Source organism: Gemmatimonadaceae bacterium, assembly GCA_016720905.1.
Lineage (GTDB): Bacteria > Gemmatimonadota > Gemmatimonadetes > Gemmatimonadales > Gemmatimonadaceae > Gemmatimonas.
Genome location: JADKJT010000007.1, coordinates 64,507 through 86,228 on the forward strand (window position 1 = coordinate 64,507; position 21,722 = coordinate 86,228).

General features: G+C 65.1%; 15 protein-coding genes. 4 read left to right on the top strand and 11 right to left on the bottom strand.

Annotated features, from left to right (window positions below; all coding sequences use genetic code 11):
- Window positions 1–619: 619 nt before the first annotated feature.
- Genes IPP90_07780 through IPP90_07790 form a run of 3 tightly spaced genes read right to left on the bottom strand, consistent with a single transcriptional unit; the run spans window position 620 to window position 8,560 of the window.
- Window positions 620–5,050 (bottom strand): Ig-like domain-containing protein, encoded by a 4,431-nt coding sequence (locus IPP90_07780; GenBank protein ID MBL0170617.1) that lies wholly within the window; start codon window positions 5,048–5,050, stop codon window positions 620–622.
- Window position 5,051: 1 nt separating this feature from the next.
- Window positions 5,052–7,631 (bottom strand): protein kinase, encoded by a 2,580-nt coding sequence (locus IPP90_07785; GenBank protein MBL0170618.1) that lies wholly within the window; start codon window positions 7,629–7,631, stop codon window positions 5,052–5,054.
- 44 nt (window positions 7,632–7,675) lie between these two features.
- Window positions 7,676–8,560, bottom strand: a complete 885-nt coding sequence (locus IPP90_07790; protein MBL0170619.1) for an FHA domain-containing protein — start codon at window positions 8,558–8,560, stop codon at window positions 7,676–7,678.
- Window positions 8,561–8,916: 356 nt separating this feature from the next.
- Between IPP90_07790 and IPP90_07795 the strand changes: the two genes are divergently transcribed.
- Window positions 8,917–9,699, top strand: a complete 783-nt coding sequence (locus IPP90_07795) for an alginate export family protein (GenBank protein MBL0170620.1) — start codon at window positions 8,917–8,919, stop codon at window positions 9,697–9,699.
- 32 nt (window positions 9,700–9,731) lie between these two features.
- Window positions 9,732–10,181, top strand: a complete 450-nt coding sequence (locus IPP90_07800; GenBank protein ID MBL0170621.1) for an alginate export family protein — start codon at window positions 9,732–9,734, stop codon at window positions 10,179–10,181.
- Between the two features lie 207 nt (window positions 10,182–10,388).
- Here the strand turns inward: IPP90_07800 and IPP90_07805 are convergent, their stop codons facing one another.
- The 6 genes from IPP90_07805 to IPP90_07830 form a co-directional block, all read right to left on the bottom strand.
- The gene (locus IPP90_07805) at window positions 10,389–12,185 is read right to left on the bottom strand and encodes a hypothetical protein (protein MBL0170622.1); all 1,797 of its coding nucleotides are present in this window, start codon (window positions 12,183–12,185) and stop codon (window positions 10,389–10,391) included.
- Window positions 12,186–12,300: 115 nt separating this feature from the next.
- The gene (locus IPP90_07810; GenBank protein MBL0170623.1) at window positions 12,301–12,777 is read right to left on the bottom strand and encodes a hypothetical protein; all 477 of its coding nucleotides are present in this window, start codon (window positions 12,775–12,777) and stop codon (window positions 12,301–12,303) included.
- Window positions 12,778–12,779: 2 nt separating this feature from the next.
- Window positions 12,780–13,274 carry a helix-turn-helix transcriptional regulator gene (locus IPP90_07815; GenBank protein MBL0170624.1) on the bottom strand — a complete coding sequence of 165 codons (495 nt, stop codon included), beginning with the start codon at window positions 13,272–13,274 and terminating at the stop codon, window positions 12,780–12,782.
- Window positions 13,275–13,388: 114 nt separating this feature from the next.
- Window positions 13,389–14,192 (bottom strand): energy transducer TonB, encoded by an 804-nt coding sequence (locus IPP90_07820; protein ID MBL0170625.1) that lies wholly within the window; start codon window positions 14,190–14,192, stop codon window positions 13,389–13,391.
- Window positions 14,193–14,336: 144 nt separating this feature from the next.
- On the bottom strand, window positions 14,337–15,941 hold the full coding sequence (locus tag IPP90_07825; protein ID MBL0170626.1) for a carboxypeptidase regulatory-like domain-containing protein: 1,605 nt from the start codon (window positions 15,939–15,941) through the stop codon (window positions 14,337–14,339).
- A gap of 72 nt (window positions 15,942–16,013) precedes the next feature.
- Window positions 16,014–16,406 carry a DUF2809 domain-containing protein gene (locus tag IPP90_07830; protein ID MBL0170627.1) on the bottom strand — a complete coding sequence of 131 codons (393 nt, stop codon included), beginning with the start codon at window positions 16,404–16,406 and terminating at the stop codon, window positions 16,014–16,016.
- Between the two features lie 163 nt (window positions 16,407–16,569).
- Between IPP90_07830 and uppS the strand changes: the two genes are divergently transcribed.
- Window positions 16,570–17,256, top strand: coding sequence for a di-trans,poly-cis-decaprenylcistransferase (gene uppS, locus IPP90_07835; protein MBL0170628.1), 687 nt, complete (start codon window positions 16,570–16,572; stop codon window positions 17,254–17,256).
- Between the two features lie 21 nt (window positions 17,257–17,277).
- Here the strand turns inward: uppS and IPP90_07840 are convergent, their stop codons facing one another.
- Window positions 17,278–18,546 (bottom strand): hypothetical protein, encoded by a 1,269-nt coding sequence (locus IPP90_07840; protein ID MBL0170629.1) that lies wholly within the window; start codon window positions 18,544–18,546, stop codon window positions 17,278–17,280.
- Here IPP90_07840 and IPP90_07845 point away from each other — a divergent pair.
- Window positions 18,545–19,375, top strand: a complete 831-nt coding sequence (locus IPP90_07845; GenBank protein MBL0170630.1) for a CPBP family intramembrane metalloprotease — start codon at window positions 18,545–18,547, stop codon at window positions 19,373–19,375. The genes IPP90_07840 and IPP90_07845 overlap by 2 nt on opposite strands.
- 152 nt (window positions 19,376–19,527) lie before the next feature.
- On the opposite strand, the gene IPP90_07850 is transcribed toward IPP90_07845, so the two are convergent.
- Window positions 19,528–21,447: a hypothetical protein gene (locus IPP90_07850; GenBank protein MBL0170631.1), complete on the bottom strand. Its 1,920-nt coding sequence runs from the start codon at window positions 21,445–21,447 to the stop codon at window positions 19,528–19,530.
- Between the last annotated feature and the right edge of the window lie 275 nt (window positions 21,448–21,722).

The window sequence follows — 21,722 nt, forward strand, 5'->3', positions numbered from 1 at the left end:
CTCAGCGCCGGCGTCGTGGTCGTGAACTGCAGTGTGTGTGCGCCGCTGCCCGTCAGTTGCAACGTAGCAAACGTCGCCACGCCGTTCACTGCGGTCGCCGTCAGCGTGCCGCCCAACGTGCCCGTGCCCGTCGCGATCGCCGCCGTGACCACCGCCGTCGCGCTGGCCCCGCTCGTCACCACCAACCCGGCATTGTCGCGAATCTCGATCACCGGCTGCGTGGTGAACGCTACGCCACTCACCGCGCCCGCCGGTTGCTGCGTCACCACCAGCGCCGCCGCCACCTGTGTCACCGTGATCGCATTCGACGTGGCCAGCGTCAGCGCCCCCGACGTGAACGTCAGCGTGTGCGTGCCCGGCCCCGCGATCTTGAGATTCGTAAACGTCGCGACGCCATTTACCGCATTGACTGTAAGCGTGCCGCTCAACACACCACTGCCGCTCGCCAGCGCCACCGTGACCGCCGCGGTACTCGTGGTCAAGTTGTTGCTGGCGTCGCGAATCGCGATCACCGGTTGCGTGGTGAACGCCACCCCACTCACCGCGCCCGCCGGCTGCGTCGTGATCGCCAATTGCGTCGCGGCTCCCGCCCCGATGGTGACGCTGCTCGACGTCACGCTCAGCGCCGGCGTCGTGGTCGTGAACTGCAGCGTGTGCGCTGCGTCACCGTGACCGCATTCGACGTCGCCGACGTCAGCGCCCCCGACGTGAATGTCAGCGTGTGCGCGCCCGGCCCCGCGATCTTGAGATTCGTGAACGTCGCCACCCCGTTCACCGCCGTCGCCGTGAGCGTGCCGCTCAGCGCGCCCAGTCCGCTCGCCAGGGACGCCGTCACTGTCGCCGCGCTGGAGGTCAGGTTTCCACTTGCGTCGCGAATCGCGATCACCGGTTGCGTGGTGAAGGCCACCCCACTCACCGCGCCCGCCGGTTGCGTCGTGATCGCCAGTTGCGTCGCCGGTCCCGCCCCGATGGTGACACTGCTCGACGTCACGCTCAGCGCCGGGGTCGTGGTCGTGAACTGCAACGTGTGCGGTCCCGTTCCAACGATCTGCAAGTTGGTGAATGTTGCCACGCCATTAACCGCGTTGACCGCAAGCGTGCCGCTCAACACACCACTGCCGCTCGCCAGCACAACGGTGACAACGGCGGCGCTGGCGGTCACGTTATTCCCGGCATCTCGAATCGCGAGGACAGGCTGCGTCGTGAATGCTACGCCGCTCACCGCACCTGCCGGTTGAGTGGTCAGCACGAGTTGCGACGGAGCCCCCACCGTGCCCGTCGCGTTGAACGTCACCGGGCTGCCGGTCAAGCCCGTGACGACGGCCGTCACCGTGTTCGTGCCCGCCGTCGCCCCCAGCGTCCAACTCGTCAGCGTCGCAATGCCGAGTGCGTTCGTGGCCACACTGGCCGGCGTCGCCGGCACAATCACGCCGCCGCCCACCGTGCGCGTGAACGTCACCGTCACGCCGCTCACTGGATTGCCCCCCACATCCGTCACCTTCACACTCGGCGGCGCCGTCACCGCTGTCAGCACCGTCGCCGATTGCGTCAGCACCGAATTCGCTGCAATCGTCGTCGGGGCACCCGCCGTGACCGTGAAGCTGGTGGACGTTCGACTCAACGCCGGCGTCGTAGTGGTGAACAACAGCGTGTGCGCCCCAGGCCCCGTGATCACGAGATTGGTAAACGTCGCCACCCCGTTGACAGCGGCCACCGTCGTGGTGCCACTCAGCACACCGACACCGCTGCCGACGGCGACGGTCACCGCCGCCGTGCTGCTGGTCCTGTTGCCGTTGACATCGCGGATCTCAAGCACCGGCTGCGTTACGAACGGAAGAGCGGTCACGGCACCGGCCGGTTGCGTCGTCAACACCAGCTGCGACGCCGCGCCCACCGTGCCGGTCGCGGCAAACAGCACGGGGCTCCCGGCCAGTCCCGTGGCGGTCGCAGAGACCGCATTCGCACCAACGGTGGTACCCAACGTCCAACTCGTCAGCGTCGCGATGCCCAACGCATTCGTGCTCACGATCGCCGGACTGGGTGGGCTGAGCGTCCCACCACCTACGGTGGTGGTGAAGGTCACGCTGACACCACTCACCGGATTATTCGACGCGTCCGCGACACGCACGCTGGGCGGCGCCGCAACGGCGCTGCCCGCAACGGCGCTCTGTGTCACAACCGAATTCGCTGCAATCGTCGTCGGTGTTCCGGCCGTGCCGGTTGCGGTAAACACCAGTGGACTGCCAGTAAGACCGGTGGCCGCCGCCGTCACGCTGTTCGGTCCGGCGATCGCGCCAAGCGTCCACGTGGTCAGCGTGGCAACGCCACTCGCGTTCGTGATCAACACCGCCGGGCTGGGCGGTGCAATCGTACCACCTCCCGTAGCCAGCGTGAAGGTCACACTCACTCCACTGATGCCGTTGCCACCGGCGTCCGTCACCTTCACACTGGGCGGCGCGCTCACCGCCGCGCCCACCAGCGCCGATTGTGTTGCCACCGAGTTGGACAGCAGCGTGGTGGCGGCACCAACGGTGCCCGTCGCCGTAAACGTGACCGGGCTTCCGGTCAGTCCAGTCACAGCGGCCGTAACGGCATTCGCGCCCGCCGTCGCGCCCAACGTCCAACTCGTCAGCGTGGCGATGCCGCTCGCGTTCGTGCTGACACTGGCCGGTGTAGCCGGCACAAGGACGCCGGTGCCTACAGTCCGCGCAAACGTCACCACCACGCCTGCCACGGGGTTGCCGCCGACGTCAGTCACCGTCACGCTTGGCGGAACGGCCACAGCCGTCAGCACCGTCGCGGTCTGCGTCAGCACGGAATTGGCCACCATGGTTGTTGGCGTCCCCACGGTACCGGTCGCCGAAAACGTCACCGGACTTCCCGCCAACCCGCTCACCGCCGCGGTGACGGTGTTCGCACCGGCGACAGCCCCCAACGTCCAACTCGTCAGCGCCGCAATGCCGCCCGCGTTGGTGGTGATGGACACCGGACTTGCCGGAATGATGGCGCCGCCTCCGCCGGTCAACGTGAAGGTCACACTCACCCCACTCACCGGTGTGCCACCCGCATCCGTCACCTTCACGCTGGGCGGCGCGGTCACCACAGTGCCGGCGGTGGCCGACTGCGCGATTGCGGAATTGGCGGCGATTGTCGTTGGCGATCCCACCACCACCGACACGGCGGCCTGACCGACTTTCCCCTCACTCGTGGCAATGATGTTCGCCGTCCCCAGCGCGATGGCCGTCACCACGCCGGTGCTCGACACCGTTGCCACCGCGGTGTTGGAACTCGTCCATCCAACCAGGCGTCCTGTCAGCACACCGCCAATCGAGTCGCGCGCGACCGCGCTTGCTTGTGTCGTCTGACCAACGATGATCGACGCGACCGCCAGATTCACATTCACCGTCACGATCGGCACGGGAACGATGGTCAGACTGCTGGATCCGGTGACGCCATCCGCAGTCGCATCAATTCTCGCCACGCCAGGAGCAACGCCGCGCACGCGACCCGTGCTCGAGACGATGGCCACGGTGCTGTTGCTCGAGATCCATTGGACGGTTCGACCGGACACAACCGTCCCCGCACCGTCTCGCAGTGTCGCCGTCAGGTCAAGCGACTGGCCGGCAATGACGGTTGCCGTTGTCGGCGTGACAACCACCGTGGATGGCGTAATAGCGGTGACGGTGATCGTCGCGGTGGCGAGACGACCTTCAGCGGCCGCAAACACCAATGCCGTTCCCGGCCCGACGGCGTTCACGACACCGGCGGAAGACACCGACACCACACTCGGCGCACCGGACGTCCACGTCACGACTCGCTGCGCCAACACGTTGCCGCCAGCATCCAATGCCACCGTCTGCAACGTGGTGGCCCCACCCACCAGCAGTGCCGCCGTCGATGGCTCGACCCGCAGCGACGCAATGGGCGACGGCGCAACGGTAATCGTGGCGGTTCCCGTCTTGCCTTCACTGGTCACGGTGATCGTCGCGCTCCCCTGCGCAGAGGCCGTGACCGTGCCGTCGGCGGCAACCTGCGCCACATTGACGTTGCTGCTGCTGAAGCTCAGTGGTCGACCGGTCAACAGATTGCCGCTGCCATCCGTGATTTGCACGGTCAGGCGAACTGTCTGTCCAACGGTCAGCAACGACTGCGCCGGTGACACGATGACCGCGCCAACCGGACGAGGTTGCACGATGATCGTGGCCGTGGCGGACTTGCCCCCGCTGCTCGCAGTGACAATCGCGGTGCCGGGCGAGATGCCCAGGACCAAGCCCGACGAGGAGACGGTGGCGATACTGCCGGCGTTGGTCGTGAACGTCACGAGATCGTCGAGTCGCGCGCCGGTGGAATCGCGCGGCGTCGCTGTCAACTGGGTTGCCTGCCCAAGCACCACACTGTCGCGCGTTGGCGTCAGCTGAACCGACGACACCGGGACCGGTGACACCGTCACGCCAACCGCCGCCGTGCGCGATTCACTGGTTGCCGTGACCGTCGCGACGCCTGGAGCAATGCCCGTCACCAGTCCGGCAACATCGACCACCGCCACCTTGGCATCACTCGACCCCCAGAACACCGGGCGGCCCGTGAGCAACGCGCCCGTTTCATCCAACGTGCGCGCAGTCAGTTGCAGGAATCCGCCTTTGAGCAGACTCGGCGTGGTCGGCGTCACCTGCACACTCGCCACGCCGCGCGCGGTAACGGTCAATTGCGCGACGGCGCTGCGTCCATCGACGCTGGCCGCGATCTGTGCGCTGCCCGGACGCAACGCCGACACCAGTCCGGCCGACGACACCCGCGCAATCGTCGAATCGTTGCTGGACCAGAACACCGTGCGATCGGTGATCGGGCGATTGTTCGCATCGCGCGCCGTGACCTGCAATGCGATACTGCTGCCCTCGCTCAGCGTCAGTTGCTCCGTGGACAACACCACCGATGAGATCGGTGTTTCCACCGGGCGCGGCGCGGTCATGTCGCCCAGTCCTTTGCACGCCGTCGACAGGCCGGCGCCGACAACCAGAGCGATCACCCGCAGCAGGGAGCGCATCGTCATGCTAGCGACCCGGGAACGTCACTCGTGTCGGGCGCGCGTGATGATTCTGCGTCCCGTCGCCGAGCTGTCCCTCCACGTTGTAACCCCAGCAACTGGTCTCACCGTCAGCGGCCGTGCCACAGGTGTGGGCACCGGTCGCATTGAGCGCGGCGAACGTGATGCCGCCGGTAACTCTCGCCGGCGTGTCGTGATTGCCGTTCGTGCCGTCGCCCAGCTGACCGTAGACATTGCGACCCCAGCACCAGGCCTGACCGGCGCGAGTACGGGCGCACGAGTGCACGCCGCCCACCGTCACCGAGGCAAACCGTGCCGATGATTCCACACGCACCGGTGACACCTGATCGGTCGTGCCGCCACTGCCAAGCTGCCCGTAGTTGTTGTTGCCCCAGCAAAAGGCGTCGCCCGCATCGGTCACACCGCAGGTGTGCGTGCTCCCCGCGGAAATGCTCGTGAACTTGAGCGTGCCACTCACCGCAACCGGTGTGCGTGCATCGGCGTGCGACCCGTTGCCCAACTGGCCTTTGGTGTTGCTGCCCCAACAGTAGGCGGTGCCGTCACCGGCGATGGCGCAGCTGTGTGTCCATCCCGCACTCAGTGAGACGAACCGCATGCCCGCACCCACTGGCACCGGTGACGATCGCGTGAGGGTGCTGCCATCGCCAAGCTGTCCGCGCTCATTGGCACCCCAGCACGCCACCTCACCTGCGGTGGTGATGCCGCAGGTGTGCGACTGTCCCGCGCGCAATACCCGGAACGATTGGCTGCCGGCCACACGCACCGGCGCACTGCGCGAGGTCGTGGTGGCATCGCCCAACTGGCCACGCTCGTCCGAGCCCCAGCAGTATGCGTCGCCGCCACGCGCCAGTCCGCAGGTATGCGCGTTGCCGGTGGTGATCTGCGTGAACTCGAGATCGCCCACGATCGGCCCGGGCACGTCACGCGATTCCACGTCGCCGTCGCCAAGTTGACCGCGATCATTGGCACCCCAGCAGAACACCTTGCCGCTCACCACCGAGCAGCTATGTCGACCGCCTGCGGCGATGACGCCCGCATCATCGGTGGCGCGGACCGCGTCGACACGCGGCACATCGGGCACGATTGCCGGCACCACGCTGGCGGGCGCGGACGGCAACGCCGCCACTCCCGCGGCGCGACGCTCCGCGCGACGCATGGCCGCAGCCGCCATCGAGTCGGCGCGCACAGAGTCCGCACCGCGTTGCACCAGGGCCAACGAATCACGTCGCAGCGAGTCTGCTCGGATCGAGTCAGCGCGCTCGCGCGTCGACACGATCTCAAGCGCCGAGTCCCGCGCCACCGGGGCCACCACGGGCAACTCGACCGTTCCCCGGTCGGACAGCGTCGTCGTGGGTGTCACCCGGGTTGCAAACAGACCGCGCTGCCTCGCATACAGCGCAAACGCTCCGCTTGCCGCCACGACGGCCACGACACCCAGAGCGGCCCACAACCATGTGTACGAGCGCGGGGCCGGCACCGTCGCCCATGACGGCACGTCGTCTTCCGGTTCGGCCGCAGTCATGGCGGGCGTGGCCGCGCGCACCGCCACCGCCGTTCCACTCACGGCGGGTGTGGGAACCGGTCCATCATCCGGTCGCGCAAAGCGTACCGTCGCGTCAAACGCGGGCTCTTTCGCGACGGTCTTGACGAGCGGCTTGGCTTTCTCTGCCTCGCGACGACGACGATGCGATTCCTCCCATTGGCGCCAATCGCTGGGCACCACCCAGTTGTTCAGCGCGGCCAGCAGTCCGTCGGCGCCCGCCCAGCGCGCGGCCGGCTTCTTCTGCAGCATGCGTTCCACGATGTACTGCAAACGCGGCGGCACCTCGCCCGGTCGCAGCGAGTCGATCGCCGGGAGTTCGTCGTTCTTCTGCTTGAAGATGACGTTGTACAGCGCCTCGCCTTCCCACGGACGCTCGCCTGTGAGCATCTCCCAGGCCACCAGACCCAGACTGTAGATGTCCGAGCGCGCGTTCGCCGGTGCGCCATCAATCTGCTCAGGCGCCATGTACGCCGGTGTGCCGATCGCGGCGCCCGTCATCGTCAATCGGGAATCGAATTCACTGGAGTGCGCGATGCCGAAGTCGCTCAGAAGCGCGCGGCCCGTGCCCGCTTCCATGAAGATGTTCTCGGGCTTCACGTCACGGTGCACCACACCCTTGGAGTGCGCAAACGCCAAAGCCTCAGCAACATCCTTGAGCACGCGCTCCGCGCGTTCCGGATCGAACGGACCGTCATCAATCACGGCCTGCTTGAGCGTGCGCCCTGGCACCAGTTGCATCACCAACGCCAGGCCGCCATCGCGCAATCGCTTGACCGCATGCACGGTGACGATGTTCGGATGCTGCAGGCGGGCCACCGTGCGCGCCTCGCGCGTCAGCCGCGCAATCGCATCTTCGGCACCCGACGCGAATTTCGGGCGCACCACCTTGATGGCGACATCGCGAAAGAGCGCGCGGTCACGGGCGCGATATACTACCGCGCTGCCGCCCCGACCCAGCTCGCCCAGCAGCGTGTACTCATCTTCGAGGTCGCTGACCTCACTCTCGTCCCACTCGTCGATCATCGCGCCCGGTCATCTCCGAGCCCACTACGGCCAGGAAGGTGTAATCAGCGACTTCTGAAGGTGAAAAGTACTTCACCCATCTCGATTCGGTCACCGTCACTCAGCAGGTGCTCGTTGCTGTTCGACACGACGATGCCGTTGTGGACGATGGGATTGGTCTGCGACAGGTTGAGCAGGTACCAATGGCCATCCACCAGCCGCATGCGTGCATGCGAGCGGCTCACCGTCTGATCGCGCAGTTGGATATGGCGGTACAGCTCGCCTTCGCTGCGCCCGAACGTCACTTCCATGCCGTTCGGACCCGGCACATGCACAAACCGGATCTCGCGACCGCTGTCCAGCCCGGCCCCGATCTCCAGACGTCCCGGGAGAAACTGCAGCGTTCCCTCCTGTGGGACACTGAAGCGGACCAAATGCCCTTCCACCATCGTACCTGGCACGCCGTGGCCGCTCACCGGCGCACTGACCGGCAGATGCGCGGCCGTCAGCGGCGACGATGACGGCGCAAACAGCGGATTTTCCGGCTCCGGTCTCGGCGCACCTACGGCCTTTGCCGTAGTAAACGTGCGAATGGCTGGGTTCGCTTCCAGGCGCAGGTCGGGGCGACGAACGACCGGTGGCGCGGCCGGTGGCGGCACAATCGATGGGAGCGCCGCCTGAGCGACCGGCGCGACGGCCGGCGGCGGTGCCTCCGCCAAACCGACGGCCACCACTGGTGTCGGTGGCGTGGCGATCCGCGGCTGCTGACGCACGGTTCCCCCCGCCATGACTCCCACATCACCCGATTCCGATGACGCCGCCTCGGACATGCTCCCGAAGAGCGGCAGCATGCCCGATTCGTTGCGATCGACCCGCGGCACCCTGTTCATCCACCAGATCAAAAAGACCGCGATGGCCAGAACACTCCCGGCGACCGCAGCGATGATCATGGTTGGGTCAAGCGACATACAGGCCTGTGAACGGAGGAAGAAATGCGGAGATCCAATGCCGAGCCGAACGGGATCTCGTAATTTGACGTAGTGAGAGTACCTCTGGCGAGGCATCTCGATCCATCTCGCGCTCAACCGCCCTCTTTTCTGTCACTATGACGGCCCGACCACTGCTGTGGAGTTGCGTTGCCGTCATGCTGGCTGCGAGCCCCGGGGGCGCGCAGACGAATGGCCAGACGGACAGGCCCTTGAGATATGCCAGGGCGGACACGGAAGCCCCACAACCCGCTGTCACCAAGCCGGCACCGCGACCGGAATTCAAGAATCTGCGATTCGACGAGACCTGGCCCGCTTCCGTGCGCTCCCCCCGCTGGGATGACGCCATCAAGGCCATCCCGCTGTGGCCCACGGCCTCGCTTTCGCTCACCCTCGCCGGACAGGCCCGCTGGCGCGAGGAGTTCTATCGCGGTTTCAACTTGTCGGCCCAGAACGACGACAATAGCCAGTCGCGACTCCTGATGAGCGCCGATGTTCAGGCCGGCAATCGCCAGCGATTGCACGGCCGGGTCTTTGCGGAAGTGCGCGACGCACAGAGCTACGGTCGCGCACTGCCGGGCGGCGCACGGCCGGCCGACGCCGATCGGCACGACGTGCAGAATCTCTTTGCCGATGTCGCGGTGGGTGCGTCGTTTCTGCGCTACGGCCGACAGGAAATCGCGCTCAACCGCGAGCGCCTGTTCGGCGTCCCCGATTGGTCGAACACGCGGCGTGGATCGCAGGGCGCCCGCCTGCAACTCGTGCGCGGGGCGTTCATGTTCGAAGCCATCGACGCCCATCCGATGATCGTGCGCCAATCGGGTGTCAATCGCGCGGACAGCTCGGCGCGGTTTCGCACCCTTTCATTCGGCAGTGCCGCGGGTGCGAAACCGCTCGTGCACGCGTTGCCGGCCGTCTGGCAGGGCTATTGGTATGAACAGGTCCTGCGCACCCCCACCGCGCTCACGCGACGCGTGACGAACGGCGCGCGAACGCAGTGGCAGTGGGGAAAGACGCCTTCCGCCGCAGTACACGATGGAGCCGAAGGCGCGTTGCAGACGGTCAGCCGCCGGCGCGAACCGATGGATGGTTCTGGTGGCTGAGTCGCAGACGTGGCGCCGGGCGCATAGCGCCGATGCTCGCGCTCGGCATCGAGGAAGCCAGCGGCGAGCGTGCGACGACCCCGGGGCAACAGGAGGCATTTGCCGTGCTCTACCCGGCCGCGCATTCACACGGTGGCTATGCCGACATCTTCGGCCGCGCCAATCTGCGCGAACTGCATCTGCTTGGCACGTGGGATCCGTTCAAGGCGATCGCCCTGCGCGGCGCGCTGTACCGCTTTGATCGGCTGCGCGCCGACGACGGCGTTTACACAAAGCAGAACGTGGTCTATCGCGCCGCCACTGGATCGCGCGAGTCGCATGTCGCCGATGAACTGGACCTCACCGGCACCTGGAAACTGTCGCGAAATCTGCGCGTGGTTGGCGGGGGCGGCGTGGTGGTGCCGGGTTCGTTTCTCCGGCACACGCCAGGTAATGCACGCACCGAACGGTGGGGATTTGCCGGGACGACGTTCACGTTCTAGAGTGCTGTCGTGTCTTGCGACAATTGATGGGCCAGCTCCAGGGCGCCGGGAGCTGATGAGTATTGGAGGCGTCAAGCGCTCTGCCCTCACCAGCTGGCCCCTCAACGCTCAACGCTTCCGTTGCTCACCCCTCCGGCCCCTCTCCGCTCACACCTCAGCCACAAGAAAGTCACGACGCCCAGGAGCCTGCTCACGGGTCGTAGTGCCCTACCGCCGAATACCCGTTCCATAAGCCGCGATCCCCGGCAGCGTGATGGGCAACAGCCCCGTGATCGGCGCTCTACCCAGCATCGCGCGCGCCGCCGCATGCTGCGACAACGTCCACGGACTCCACGCAATCAGGTGCGCATCCGTGCGGGGCAGTCCCAACGCCAGGTACGGGTTGAGAAACGACACCAGCACCACTTTGGTGCCCGCATTCCGCAGGCCATTGATCAACTCCGGCACACCCTGCGTCGGCGCCATGCTCGCCGTGTTCGTACTGGCGCCAATGTAGCTGGACAGAATCACCACATCGGCGCCGCGCGCGATGTTGATGGCGTTCTCCACCGCCGCCGGCAACAGCGCCGGCTCAGGATTGGCCTTGTACGTGCCCGTGCCACCGGCCGCCGCGCCCGCCGTGTTGTCGAACACCGTTTCCGGACTCAGCGTCAACGACAACAGCTGCGGATACGCGGCCTTGAGATCAGCATCGAAAATCCGTCCTGCACTCAGGTCTACCCGTGGCGTCACCGTAATGCTCACCACCCTGCTTTGTGCCGCCATGCGGAACGGCACGAGGTTGAGCGAGTCGTACACCAGCGTGATCGCCTTCTCGGCGGCCATGCGCGCCGGCACCACACTCGCGCCCACACCAACACGGTTGCGTACGCCTTCAATGTCCACCAGGCGATTGCGATGCAGCCCGAACTCATGCTTGGCCATCAGCAATTTCTTCACCGATTCGTTCACGCGCGCTTCGCTGAATCGCCCCGTGGCGACACCATCCACCACAGCCTGAATGGCGATCTTCGCATCGGTTGGCATCAGCAGCACATCATTGCCCGCCACCACCGATCGCTGAGTGGCCTCTGCCATCGTCATGTTGCCCAGCACGCCGTTCATGTCCAACGCATCGGTCACCAGGATGCCCTGGAATCCCATGTCGCGACGCAGCACGTCAGTCATCACTTTCGCGCTCAGCGTCGCCGCCGTTTTGCTCGTGTCCAGCGCCGGCAAGTCGCCGTGGAACGTCATCATGCCGCGCACACCCGCCGCAATCGCATCGCGAAACGGTCGCAGTTCCACGCTGTCCAGTCGCGCGCGGGAGACGTCCACCCGCGCCAATTCGAGATGTGAGTTCTGTTCGGTGTCGCCGTGCCCCGGAAAGTGCTTGCCAGTGGCCAGCATGCCATTGGCCTGAATGCCGCGCACCAACGCCGCGCCCAAGCGACCCACCAACGCCGCATCTTCACCAAACGACCGGGAGCTGATCACCGGATTCTTGGGGTTGTTGTTCACGTCCAACACGGGCGCAAACGCCATGTGGATGCCCATCGCCCGTCCTTCGATGGCCGTCACGCGCCCCATCTCATACGCCAGCATCGTGTCGCGCGTGGCGCCAATGCCCATTTGATACGGAAACGACGTCGCGCCGCCCAACTCGATGGCGTTGGGCAGAAACCATCCGCCACGCGCCCGGAACGCCGCCCCCGTTTCCAAGTCGGCCCCAATCAGCAACGGCAGCTTCGAGGCGCGCTGCAGGGCGTTTGTTTTCGCCGCGATATCCAACGGGCCGCCCACCGACACGATCACGCCGCCCAACTCCTGCTCACGCACCAGTCGCTCGATGTTCGTGTACGCGGGGGCGTCAATGGCGGTGTAATCGCCAAGGGTCCACACCCACACCATCTGCGCGGCTTTCTGACGCAGGGTGAGGGTGGCCAGCACGGAGTCGGCCCAACGAGCATCGGCGGCAGGGTTGGCGACAGACGGGCGCGACGACGGGACCGCTGTCCCAGGCATGGATGCTGTGGTCGCGCCACTGGATGCGCACCCAAGTGTGAGCGCAACAGAAACGGAGGCAACGCAAGCGACGGCTCGCGCAATGAGAGAATTCACGGGCACACCGGATAGAGGTTTAACGCCGTTGTTTGTCCATACGAGCAAGCGCCCGAAGATCACGAAGATCCTTGTCGCGACCTGATGCCCGTTTATTCGTTTCCAACGCCTGCCGCCCGATGACGCGCACGCGCTGTCCAGCCATTGTGTCTTCGATCGCGGTGGCGAACACGCTCTCACTCTCGACACCCGAGATTGACGACATCAGGTCGATCCGATACGGCGGGACTCCAAAGAACGTCACAGCATCTGGATCAAGCAGTTCCGTGTGATCAATGAGCTGCGACGGGGCACCAAACTGCCCAAGGGCAGCACACAGTCGAGTGACGTTCAGCGAGGTAAGCCGATACAGAAAATCGATGTCGCCCGTAGCTCGTACATACCCGTGAGCGCCGAGGGCATAGCCACCGACGATTACATACTCCACCTGATGCGCGTTTAGCATCGTGATGAATTCTAGAAAGTCCTGCGGTAATTCAAGTTCACGTGGTGACATGACTACCTGCGACCCTTGCCCGACTTGCCCGACTTGCCCGACTTGCCCGGCTTGCCCGGCTTGCTCGCGAACGGTGGCGGCTCGGCGACTCTACTGGTGGCTCGCGGCGCCTTGCTCGCGAACGCATAGGCCAGCTGGGAAACCATCGCTACCGCGCCCAGCCGCTCCGATACACTGAGACTATCAACTCGTGGCTCGTCATCCTCGCCCAAACGCGTGCGCCCGCCAGTCCAGGTCGCGCGCCGCTCTGCCGCACGTGCCAGCATTGCCTCCTCCGCGCTCGGAACTCGCGCCGACACCTCGTCGAGTCGCAACGCCACACCAACCGCCTTGAGCATCCGAAGCGCTGTTTCAAGACTCACATTCGGCCGCTCCCCGCGCTCAACCTCCGCCCACAGCCGCGGGCTCACGCCGACGCGTTCGGCCATCTCCTTCTGCGTTGCGCCCAACTTGAGTCGAGCCGAGCGAAGCGATTTGGCAATCTGTTGGGCGCGCACGGTGCCTCCGAGGCCATGAAAGCGAATGTGGTAAGTTCGCCAGTGCGCCCCGAAAACGCAACCCCTTTACGTATGTTTCACATAGGAACACGTACATGACGCGGGTCTTCATCCCTAGCGGCGCACCTCGAATCGCTGGTACACCAACTGGTGTACCGCCACTCCCCGCCGCATCGCCGGCGTGAATCGCCAAGCGCCCAGCAGTTGCATCACCCGCGTCGTGAATTCATCCCCGTCGCTGGCCAGCACCTTCACGCTCCCCACGTCCACTCGGCCATCCGACTCCACCACAAACTGCAGCACCACGCGCGCAATCCCTGCGCGCGCACCACTCGAATCCAGCTTCGCGCGCTCGTCGTACCCCAACGGACGACTCGCGACAATTCCTCCCACTAGCGCCGACGCAAGCGCCGCGGGCCGGTCAACCTGGCGTTCCATGAACAGCGGCTCTCCGGTTTGCCACGGTCGCAGTGCCCGCGCCGTTGTCGCCACACTCGGCCATGACGCCTCGCAGGTGATTCGCGCCAGCACTGCGGGCACGAGCAGTGGGGCCATGCCAACCGCTATGACATCCGTGAGATACTGCGCCACCCCGTGAAGCGACTGCCCGTTGGACGCGAACACCAACTGCGCATCCCATCCCTGCAATCCGGTGAACACACGCAGCCTGACCGAGTCCCGCCGCACCGTCCACGAGCTCCGCTCCTCCCAACCCAGGCGACGCCAACGATCGGGAATAGTGGGCAACGCCACTCGCCCGCTGTCCTGCAGCACAAACGTCCGAAACGCCGAGTCGCGAGCAACAGGCTCGACACCACCCGTGGGGCCAAGCGGACGATCGGCGCGCCAACAGCCCGCGATACGCGACGACTGCATCGCCAGCGACTGTGCGTGCGCCGACGCAGCGAGCAACAACATGCAGGCACACGCTGACGACCGACGGAGTGCTACCACTGGTCCTCCGGAGGCAACACAATCGGCACCGCATTCACCCGCCCCGTCATCTTCTTGAGCGTCACGTGCGGCGGTTCGTTGCCTTGCCGCACCCAAATCTGTACCACGTCATCCAGCGCGATATCGCCAGCAGCTGAAGTAGCGGCCGCCCTTATCCGTCTTGCCGCCAAATGCCGTGGACTTCCATTCCGGAACGTCCAACGGTCGCTTGACGAGTTCCTTGATCTCCAGTCCGGCCGCTGGCCGTCCGTCCGGCATGGTGACGTACGCGAAAAAAGCAATCGGGCGCAGCGACGGGAGACGCTCAGGTGGACACAGTGATCGCGCGTAGTCGTACGCGGTGGGCACATCAAGCGTGGCCGTGTGCACGGAATCGCGGACCGCGCTGAAGGCGATGGGTGTCTTCAGCGTGATATCGATTGGCGCCAACACGGTGTCGTGCACGATGGTGCGATAGGGGCCCGGCAACAGGTCGCGAAACACCAACTGACCAGTGGTGTCCACCACGCCGCGATAGTCGGTATGCTCCAGCGAAATATCCGTGCCGGTTGCGGGTGCTCCCGTGTGCGTTCGGGCATCAATGCGCACCATTCCCAGGGACGCCTGCCATGCCGTGCCATCCTCCCATCGCGCCGTGGCCAACTCGCCACCACTTTCATTCACCTCGAAGCGCGCTCGCTCTTCCGGCACAACGTCTCGGTTGCGTCGCATCGACGGATCCCGCACGACATAGACAGTATCAAGGCGCGTGGCCACCAACCGCAGCACCCATCGGTCGATCAACACAATGCCGTTGGACATCTCCCGAAATTCCACTCGGCCACCAGGTCGGTGCAGCTCCAGCCTGGGATCAAGCCCCACGTATCGGAACTCAATGCGCGTGAGCACGCGCGCACTGGTATCCATCCAGAACGCGCCGTCAATGTCCACGTTGGGTGCGCGATGCTTCGCCGCTGAAAACCCAACCCCCACCAATCCGGGGTGCGACTTGTCCGCGGGCATCACACGAAAGCAATAGCCATAGAAGAACGCGTCCTCCAGCATCACGTCAGCATCCGGGGCAAAGTAGGAGCGCACGCCGGAGCTATCCTCCACAAAACCAAGCTGCACGAAATCCCGGGCCGAACGCGCCGCTTGGAAGGGCCGCGACTCGCCGGTGGTTGAGTCCACCTGAACGTCTTGCGAGAGAATCCGATCGCCCGTACCCTCCAGCACGCGCTGGAAACGCAGTCGTTTGAGACGTGAGGGGATCGCTTCGCGGGCCACGATCATCGCCAGCAATCCCTGACGCGCCTGCTCCCATAAAGCCAGCGCTTGCCCGCGATCGCGCCGTACGGCGCAGTTGGTGTTGTCGCGAACGTCAACAGCCTCCAGCACCGTGCTGAGCAGCGCCAGCGACACATCAAGTCGTGCCACCCCGTTCGCCGTAGGCGGAATGGCGGCGCCGCCAGGCCGAAAGCCGACGTGCAGCACGCGCACACGGGCCGCATGGTTGGGCAGTGTCACCCGATACTGGCCGCGCTGGTTGGTCAGCGTTCGCGCAAGGGAATTGCCGGCCGCATCGAGCACCATCACGATCGAGCCCGGTACCGGTTTGCGGAGCGCGCTATCGACTACCGTCCCCTGAAGTGATTGCGCTCCGAGCGCTGTGGTGTGGAGGAGCACACCAAGCAGGCATTGGAGCATAGGGGCAACGCGCGGCAAACGCGGCATGCGGGATCCTACCGCGCGTTGGCGCCTCCTCGCAATGCGTAAAAGCCGCTCTAATGATTCCGTAATGCAACGCTAATGCCGGACCATGAAGACGCGTTCCAGCAACATGGCGACGCCAACGCCGCACGCGTACGACACCAGGTCTCTGACATCAAACGCATTGCCCAGAACCAGATGTCCAACCGTTGTCGCTCGTGCCGCATCCAACGCCGGTGTGTGAATGAGCTGACTGAACTCAACCGCAAGGCAAATGGTCAGCGCCGCCGCACTGCGAATGCGCAGCGCAGTGACGGGCAGCCACGCCCCCATTCCCCACGCGATCATCATGGCCCACAGGGCGTCGCCGGTCACGTCGCGAATGTCCACACCCAGCATGTCGCCACGCCAGTGCACGACCAACCCCAGCGCCATCGTGGCGCCCACGAGCACCAGGTACATCATGCGGAGGCGAGCTATTCGGGACATCAGATCCTGACCAAGGGACACCTGGCATCATGCTTGGCACCCGCCACTGGCGGCCAACCGGCCGCCAGCCCATCCGGGTTGCGGGCTGACTGGAACCTACTCACCTTTGTACGGTAAAGTACTTCGCAAACAGATTCCACTGCCAACTTCGGAGGACGTCCCCATGCGATCAGGCATTTCATCCCTTCCCGGCCACCTCGCCATCATCATGGATGGAAACGGGCGGTGGGCCGAGCGTCTCGGGCGCCCGCGGTTCACGGGTCACGTGGCCGGTGCCCGCGCTATGCAGGCCGTGGTGTCACACTGTGCCGCCAAAGGCGTGGAACAGCTCACCCTGTACGCGTTCTCCCGCGACAATTGGAGTCGCCCGGTAGTCGAAGTGAATGCCTTGCTCGACCTCTTTACCTCGCACTTCAACGCGCACACGAATTCGCTGGTCGAGTCGGGAATCCGTCTGTCGGTGATTGGCCGGCGAACTCGGCTCCCGGTCACTCTGCGAAACGCCATCGCCGAGGCCGAGGCGCGCACCACGCGGGGACGCAGGATGCATCTGCGCGTCGCGATCGACTACTCCAGCCGCGCCGCCATTCAGGACGCAATGCCCGCGCTCACCGTCGATTCCGCATCCCCAGATGGGTCGTCAATTCTGCCGCCCGTAGACCTGCTGCTGCGCACCGGCGGCGAGCGACGCCTCTCGGATTTCCTGCTGTGGGAGTGTGCGTACGCCGAGTTGCGGTTTGTCGACGTCCTCTGGCCGGATATCGCCAACGCTGATCTCGACGCCGCGTTCACCGACTATGCCCGGCGCGATCGCCGATTCGGCAACGTGTCGCAGCGCGCGAGCGCATGAACCAGGCCTGCGCCGCATGTGCTATCGCCTCCGATGCAGTCGCAGCACTTCCACGTGCGGCGCATCGTCCGCGTCAAGACGTACAGTCAGGAGATAGTCGATGCCAACCTCGATCAGGAGGGTCCGTGGCGCGAATTGAAACGCGCCAAGCCACCGACCGTCAGCGCCGAACACATCAAACGCCGACGCCCGTGGTCCGGCTGGAAAGCCTTCCCGTTGCACCACAATTTCGCCCGAGTCACTCACCACCAATCCAACGGCGGCGGGCAACGAGTCCGGGGTCGGCACCGCATCCACCAGTCGCGCCAGCGTGACAGGGTCAGCCATGCGACGGTGCATGGTCAGCATCTGGGCACGAGCATCAGCTCGCTCTTCTCGTGTGGGCGCACGACGACCATTGGTGCGCAGAATGACGCGCTCCAGGGTCCCCTTCGGTGTCCAGATTTCGATGCGGTAGTCCGGATTGGTAATCGACACAATGCGCATCGGATGCCCGCCGGACGCGATCAGCGAGTACGAATAGAACGGATGCTGGAGAAACACCTCACCATTCGTGCCGGAGCGAACGCCAAACTGCTCGATCCCCGCAACGATCCCCATCGGGTATGCGGTGTCAAGCGTGGCGGGAACGAGATAGGTGCGTTTGAGCTGACGCAGATGGCCGGGCCCCGGCGAACTCCATCCGGGTTTCACCATGCGACTCGGTCGATTCGACAATGTGGCCGGAATGGTAGGATCCGACTTGCATGTGTAGCGAGACCCATCCGGCAACAGCGCACTGGCGCACTCCTCCCACCGCCCCAACGCCGCAAAACGCGACAGGTCCAGTCGCTGCTCCCGAATGAACACACCATCAGGGCCAAACGTTGACACTCGGCGTCCCATGCCGTCGCCGGCGATCACGGTATCGCCTACCGCGCGGTGCAGCGTACTTAGGTAGCGAAACTCACCTGGCCCATCGCCGGCGCGACTACTGGTCATCAGGTACTTCCCGTTCGCATCAAACCACCGGAAGTCGTTGGCGGTGGCAATCACCACACGACCGTCGCTCAGGCGTCGTGCCGCGCCCACGTACTGGAATTGCTGGTGGATATCGCGATCATCACCACCGATACTGGTGATGGGTACAGAATCCACGTGCCATCCCGACGTAGCCGTCCACGACGGCCGCTGGTTCGTGACAATGGCGACACCAGCGGAATCCGTGACACTCACGCCGGCGCGGTCTGATGCAACGGTAGCGTCGCAGGCGGCGGCGAAGATCAGGAGATACAGGCGACTGACACTCATGCATGCTCGATGGCGTATTGTCCGCATCGCAACCCGTGAGGCGTTCCTGAAATCTGCATCCGTGCGCGTCGGACTGTTTCTGCTGGCCTATATGCTACTGCTCTGGCTGGCGTCGATTCCCAAGGGGATGGCACCGCCACGCTTCGCCGACATTACCTGGGGCATGACCGCGTCAGTCGCCATCCTGGGAATGACCCTCCTCTTCCTCAGGCGCGAACGACGCGCGCCCCATGACGTGGGATTGGGCGTCGATGCTCGCACCGCATGGCGCTTTACAGGCGGTATCCTCCTCGGCGTCACCGTCTACGGCGTAACGCTGCTGTGCATCTCGCTCGCGGTGGGACCACTCGTGGTGGCGTCGGCATCGCAGCCCTCCGCAAGGGTGGTCGTGCTGATGGTGTGCAGCTTCATCGCACTCTCCAGCATGGAGGAGTTGGGCTTTCGTGGCTATCCGCTCCGCACCCTCACCACGGCCATCGGCACCTGGCGCGCGCAGGTGATCGTAGCCATCGCATTCGGACTCTCGCACGTGGCGTTCGGCTGGCCTTGGCAGGCTATCGTGCTCGGAGTCATTCCCAGCGCAGTGCTCTTCGGCACCACGGCCATCGTGTCCGGTGGGCTCGCCATGCCCATCGGACTCCATGCCGCTGTGAATTTTGCGCAGTGGGCAGTGGGCGAAAAATCGTCGCGGGGATTCTGGACGGTCACCGTTGATCCGCTCCTCGCGGCCCGCGCCGCCACCCTCGCGCCCTACATCGGCGCCACCGTGCCCCTGCTATTCAGTGCGGTGCTCTGGTGGTGGCACACGCGACATCTTCAGCGGACGTAGTTGCTATGCTTGCGGCCCGGGCGGGGTCGAAGCTCCCCCGCAGCGGCCTCTGCGAGCGCGCACCGATGCTGACGTCACGCAACAGCGACGGGCGCGCGAAGCAGCAAGCCGCGAAGGGGGAGCCTCGACCCCGCCCGGAAACTCGCGACGATCTACAGTGAGTAGTGCACCGTCACCGCAGGACTGAACGCCGACTTCAGGGCTGACGTGAGTCCGCGACCAGACACGCGCAGCTCTCGTAACCTGGGCAGCCGCGCCAGGTGCGAGATTCCCGCGTTGCTGAGTCCGGCGCAACTGTCGAGTGTCACGTGCTCCAACGACTCCATGCGCGACAGCAGTTCGGGCGTGCGATCGGTGATTTGTGTGTAGCTGGCGAAATACTTCGACAAGTGACGAAGCCCCACCAGATGTTCGGTCGCGGCATCGCTGGTGTCGCGACAGTACATCAACACCAGTGACTCAAGTCCATCACAGCGTCCAATGTGCCGATACCCCGCGTCGGGAATATCCATGGGCATCAGTTCGCGCAATACGGGGAAGTCCGGCAGCGCCGACACGCCAACGTCGTCCACGTTTTTGCAGCTCACCGAGAGATTCGCGAGTCGCGGCATGCGCGAGAGCGCCAGGAATCCTGCTCGTTCCAATCCATAGCATCGTCGACCCCATATGTGTTCGATGGACTGCGATGCACCAAGCGCCACCCACCCGCGATCGGTGGCGGGAGTGTCCTGGCAGCCGAGGAATCGTAAATGCGGCATGCGCGCGATATGCGGCATCGCATCGTCCTTCGCGTCGAACGCCAACCAACCCAAGTGCGGCAAATCGACCAACGGCTCCAGCGCGCGTCCGGTCAGCGGCAGGGCGCTGTCGTCCAGGTTGAGTCCGAACAGTCCGTCCAGCCCCCGCAACTGCGCCACGCCGCGATCGGTAATCTGGCCGCGCAGGAGTAGCCGGTTGGGCTCGGTGTCATAGCTGAGCAGCGCCATCTGCATATCGCCGCCCTGCCATTGCTTGAACACCGGATACTCGTGAAAGAGCGCCAACCCGTCGTCGGTAGTGTCCTGTCCGCTCAGGAAGTGCCGCAAGTGCGATTTGCCGGTAAACGCGCGTATCGCGCCATCGCCACAGTGCGTGCCACTCACATTCACGTGCTCGATGTGCGCAAGTGCCGACAACGCCGCCACACCAGTATCCGTCGTGCGTGTCCAGGCCAATGACAGTTCACGCAACCCGGTCGCATCGCGTAACGCCGCGACACCGCGGTCGGTGATGGCGGTTCCACTCAGGTCGAGGACACGCAGGTTGGGCATACGCGCCAGCAAGGCGACGCCCTCGTCGGTTACTCCGTGCGACCCGCCCAACTTGAGTGTCGTCAGCTGCGATAACAACACCACATCACGCAGCAGTGCGTCCGTCATTTGCCCATGCGCATCCAGGCCGGTCACGTCGCTCTCGCGCGACTCTTCCAACAGCTCCGCCCAGTCGCGCGAAATCGACACCGGCATTGGTGTGCGACTACCGGTTTCGCTCGCGGCGGCCCACAATGCCATCGGCTTCACCATCAACAGCGCCGGTCTGGCGACCGTGGTCACCACGCGGCGCAGCGCGTCCCAGCTTTCAAATCCGTGTTCGCGCGCCACCAGCCACCGCGCATCGTCCAGCGTGATCTCAATGTCGTCGCCGGGCGCCTTCCCAAGATCGGCCTGCACATACGTGCGCATCCCGGACCATGCGCGCCGATGCCACGTCAACGCCCAGTGTCGTTCCATCGCGGCCGGCGTACCCGTCCGATACGCCTCAATCAACGCATCGGCTTTGTTCTCGTAGTGCGCCAGCGTTTCACTCGCCGCCGCCGCGTCGCGCAGATACTGCTGTTGCAACGCAGTCCAACCGGAAAAGCCCTGCTCCACCGCCAGCGCGCGCTGCACATCGCGCAGGCCGGGCACCTCCGGTGAGCCTGGCACCGCATGAATCAATCGCGCGCGGGATTGCGCGTCGTTCGCGCGGAGCGCGGCAAGCCAGCGCTTCGCTTCCTTCTTGAGACTCTCCAGACTCCGACGGCTGTCGTTCATACAACCTTCCTCCGAGTGCGCCTGACGTCCGCTGAAGTACAGGCAGGAAGAAGGCTCGGCGAAACTGCTGCGAACCTTGAAAGGGTGGGAAGATTCCCTTGCCGCGGACAGGAGGCGCCCCAACGCGCACTGTCCGCATTGTGGTTCGCTGCTCGGCGCGCGTCAAGCTGCTGGTTGGGGTGCGGCATACTGCCGGCGGGGGGCGAGGCTCCTCCTTCGCGGCTTGCTGCTTCGCGTGCCGGGCGTCGCGGCGCTACGACAGCATCTGCCCACGC

What these genes read in the sequence shown, in the direction of transcription:
- IPP90_07780 (MBL0170617.1), bottom strand. Translation starts at nt 5,050, where the DNA reads ATGACGATGCGCTCCCTGCTGCGGGTGATCGCTCTGGTTGTCGGCGCC.
- uppS (MBL0170628.1), top strand. Translation starts at nt 16,570, where the DNA reads ATGCGATCAGGCATTTCATCCCTTCCCGGCCACCTCGCCATCATCATG.
- IPP90_07790 (MBL0170619.1), bottom strand. Translation starts at nt 8,560, where the DNA reads ATGATCATCGCTGCGGTCGCCGGGAGTGTTCTGGCCATCGCGGTCTTT.
- IPP90_07805 (MBL0170622.1), bottom strand. Translation starts at nt 12,185, where the DNA reads ATGCCTGGGACAGCGGTCCCGTCGTCGCGCCCGTCTGTCGCCAACCCT.
- IPP90_07810 (MBL0170623.1), bottom strand. Translation starts at nt 12,777, where the DNA reads ATGTCACCACGTGAACTTGAATTACCGCAGGACTTTCTAGAATTCATC.
- IPP90_07850 (MBL0170631.1), bottom strand. Translation starts at nt 21,447, where the DNA reads ATGAACGACAGCCGTCGGAGTCTGGAGAGTCTCAAGAAGGAAGCGAAG.
- IPP90_07800 (MBL0170621.1), top strand. Translation starts at nt 9,732, where the DNA reads ATGCTCGCGCTCGGCATCGAGGAAGCCAGCGGCGAGCGTGCGACGACC.
- IPP90_07785 (MBL0170618.1), bottom strand. Translation starts at nt 7,631, where the DNA reads ATGATCGACGAGTGGGACGAGAGTGAGGTCAGCGACCTCGAAGATGAG.
- IPP90_07840 (MBL0170629.1), bottom strand. Translation starts at nt 18,546, where the DNA reads ATGAGTGTCAGTCGCCTGTATCTCCTGATCTTCGCCGCCGCCTGCGAC.
- IPP90_07825 (MBL0170626.1), bottom strand. Translation starts at nt 15,941, where the DNA reads ATGCCGCGTTTGCCGCGCGTTGCCCCTATGCTCCAATGCCTGCTTGGT.
- IPP90_07820 (MBL0170625.1), bottom strand. Translation starts at nt 14,192, where the DNA reads ATGTTGTTGCTCGCTGCGTCGGCGCACGCACAGTCGCTGGCGATGCAG.
- IPP90_07830 (MBL0170627.1), bottom strand. Translation starts at nt 16,406, where the DNA reads ATGTCCCGAATAGCTCGCCTCCGCATGATGTACCTGGTGCTCGTGGGC.
- IPP90_07845 (MBL0170630.1), top strand. Translation starts at nt 18,545, where the DNA reads ATGCATGCTCGATGGCGTATTGTCCGCATCGCAACCCGTGAGGCGTTC.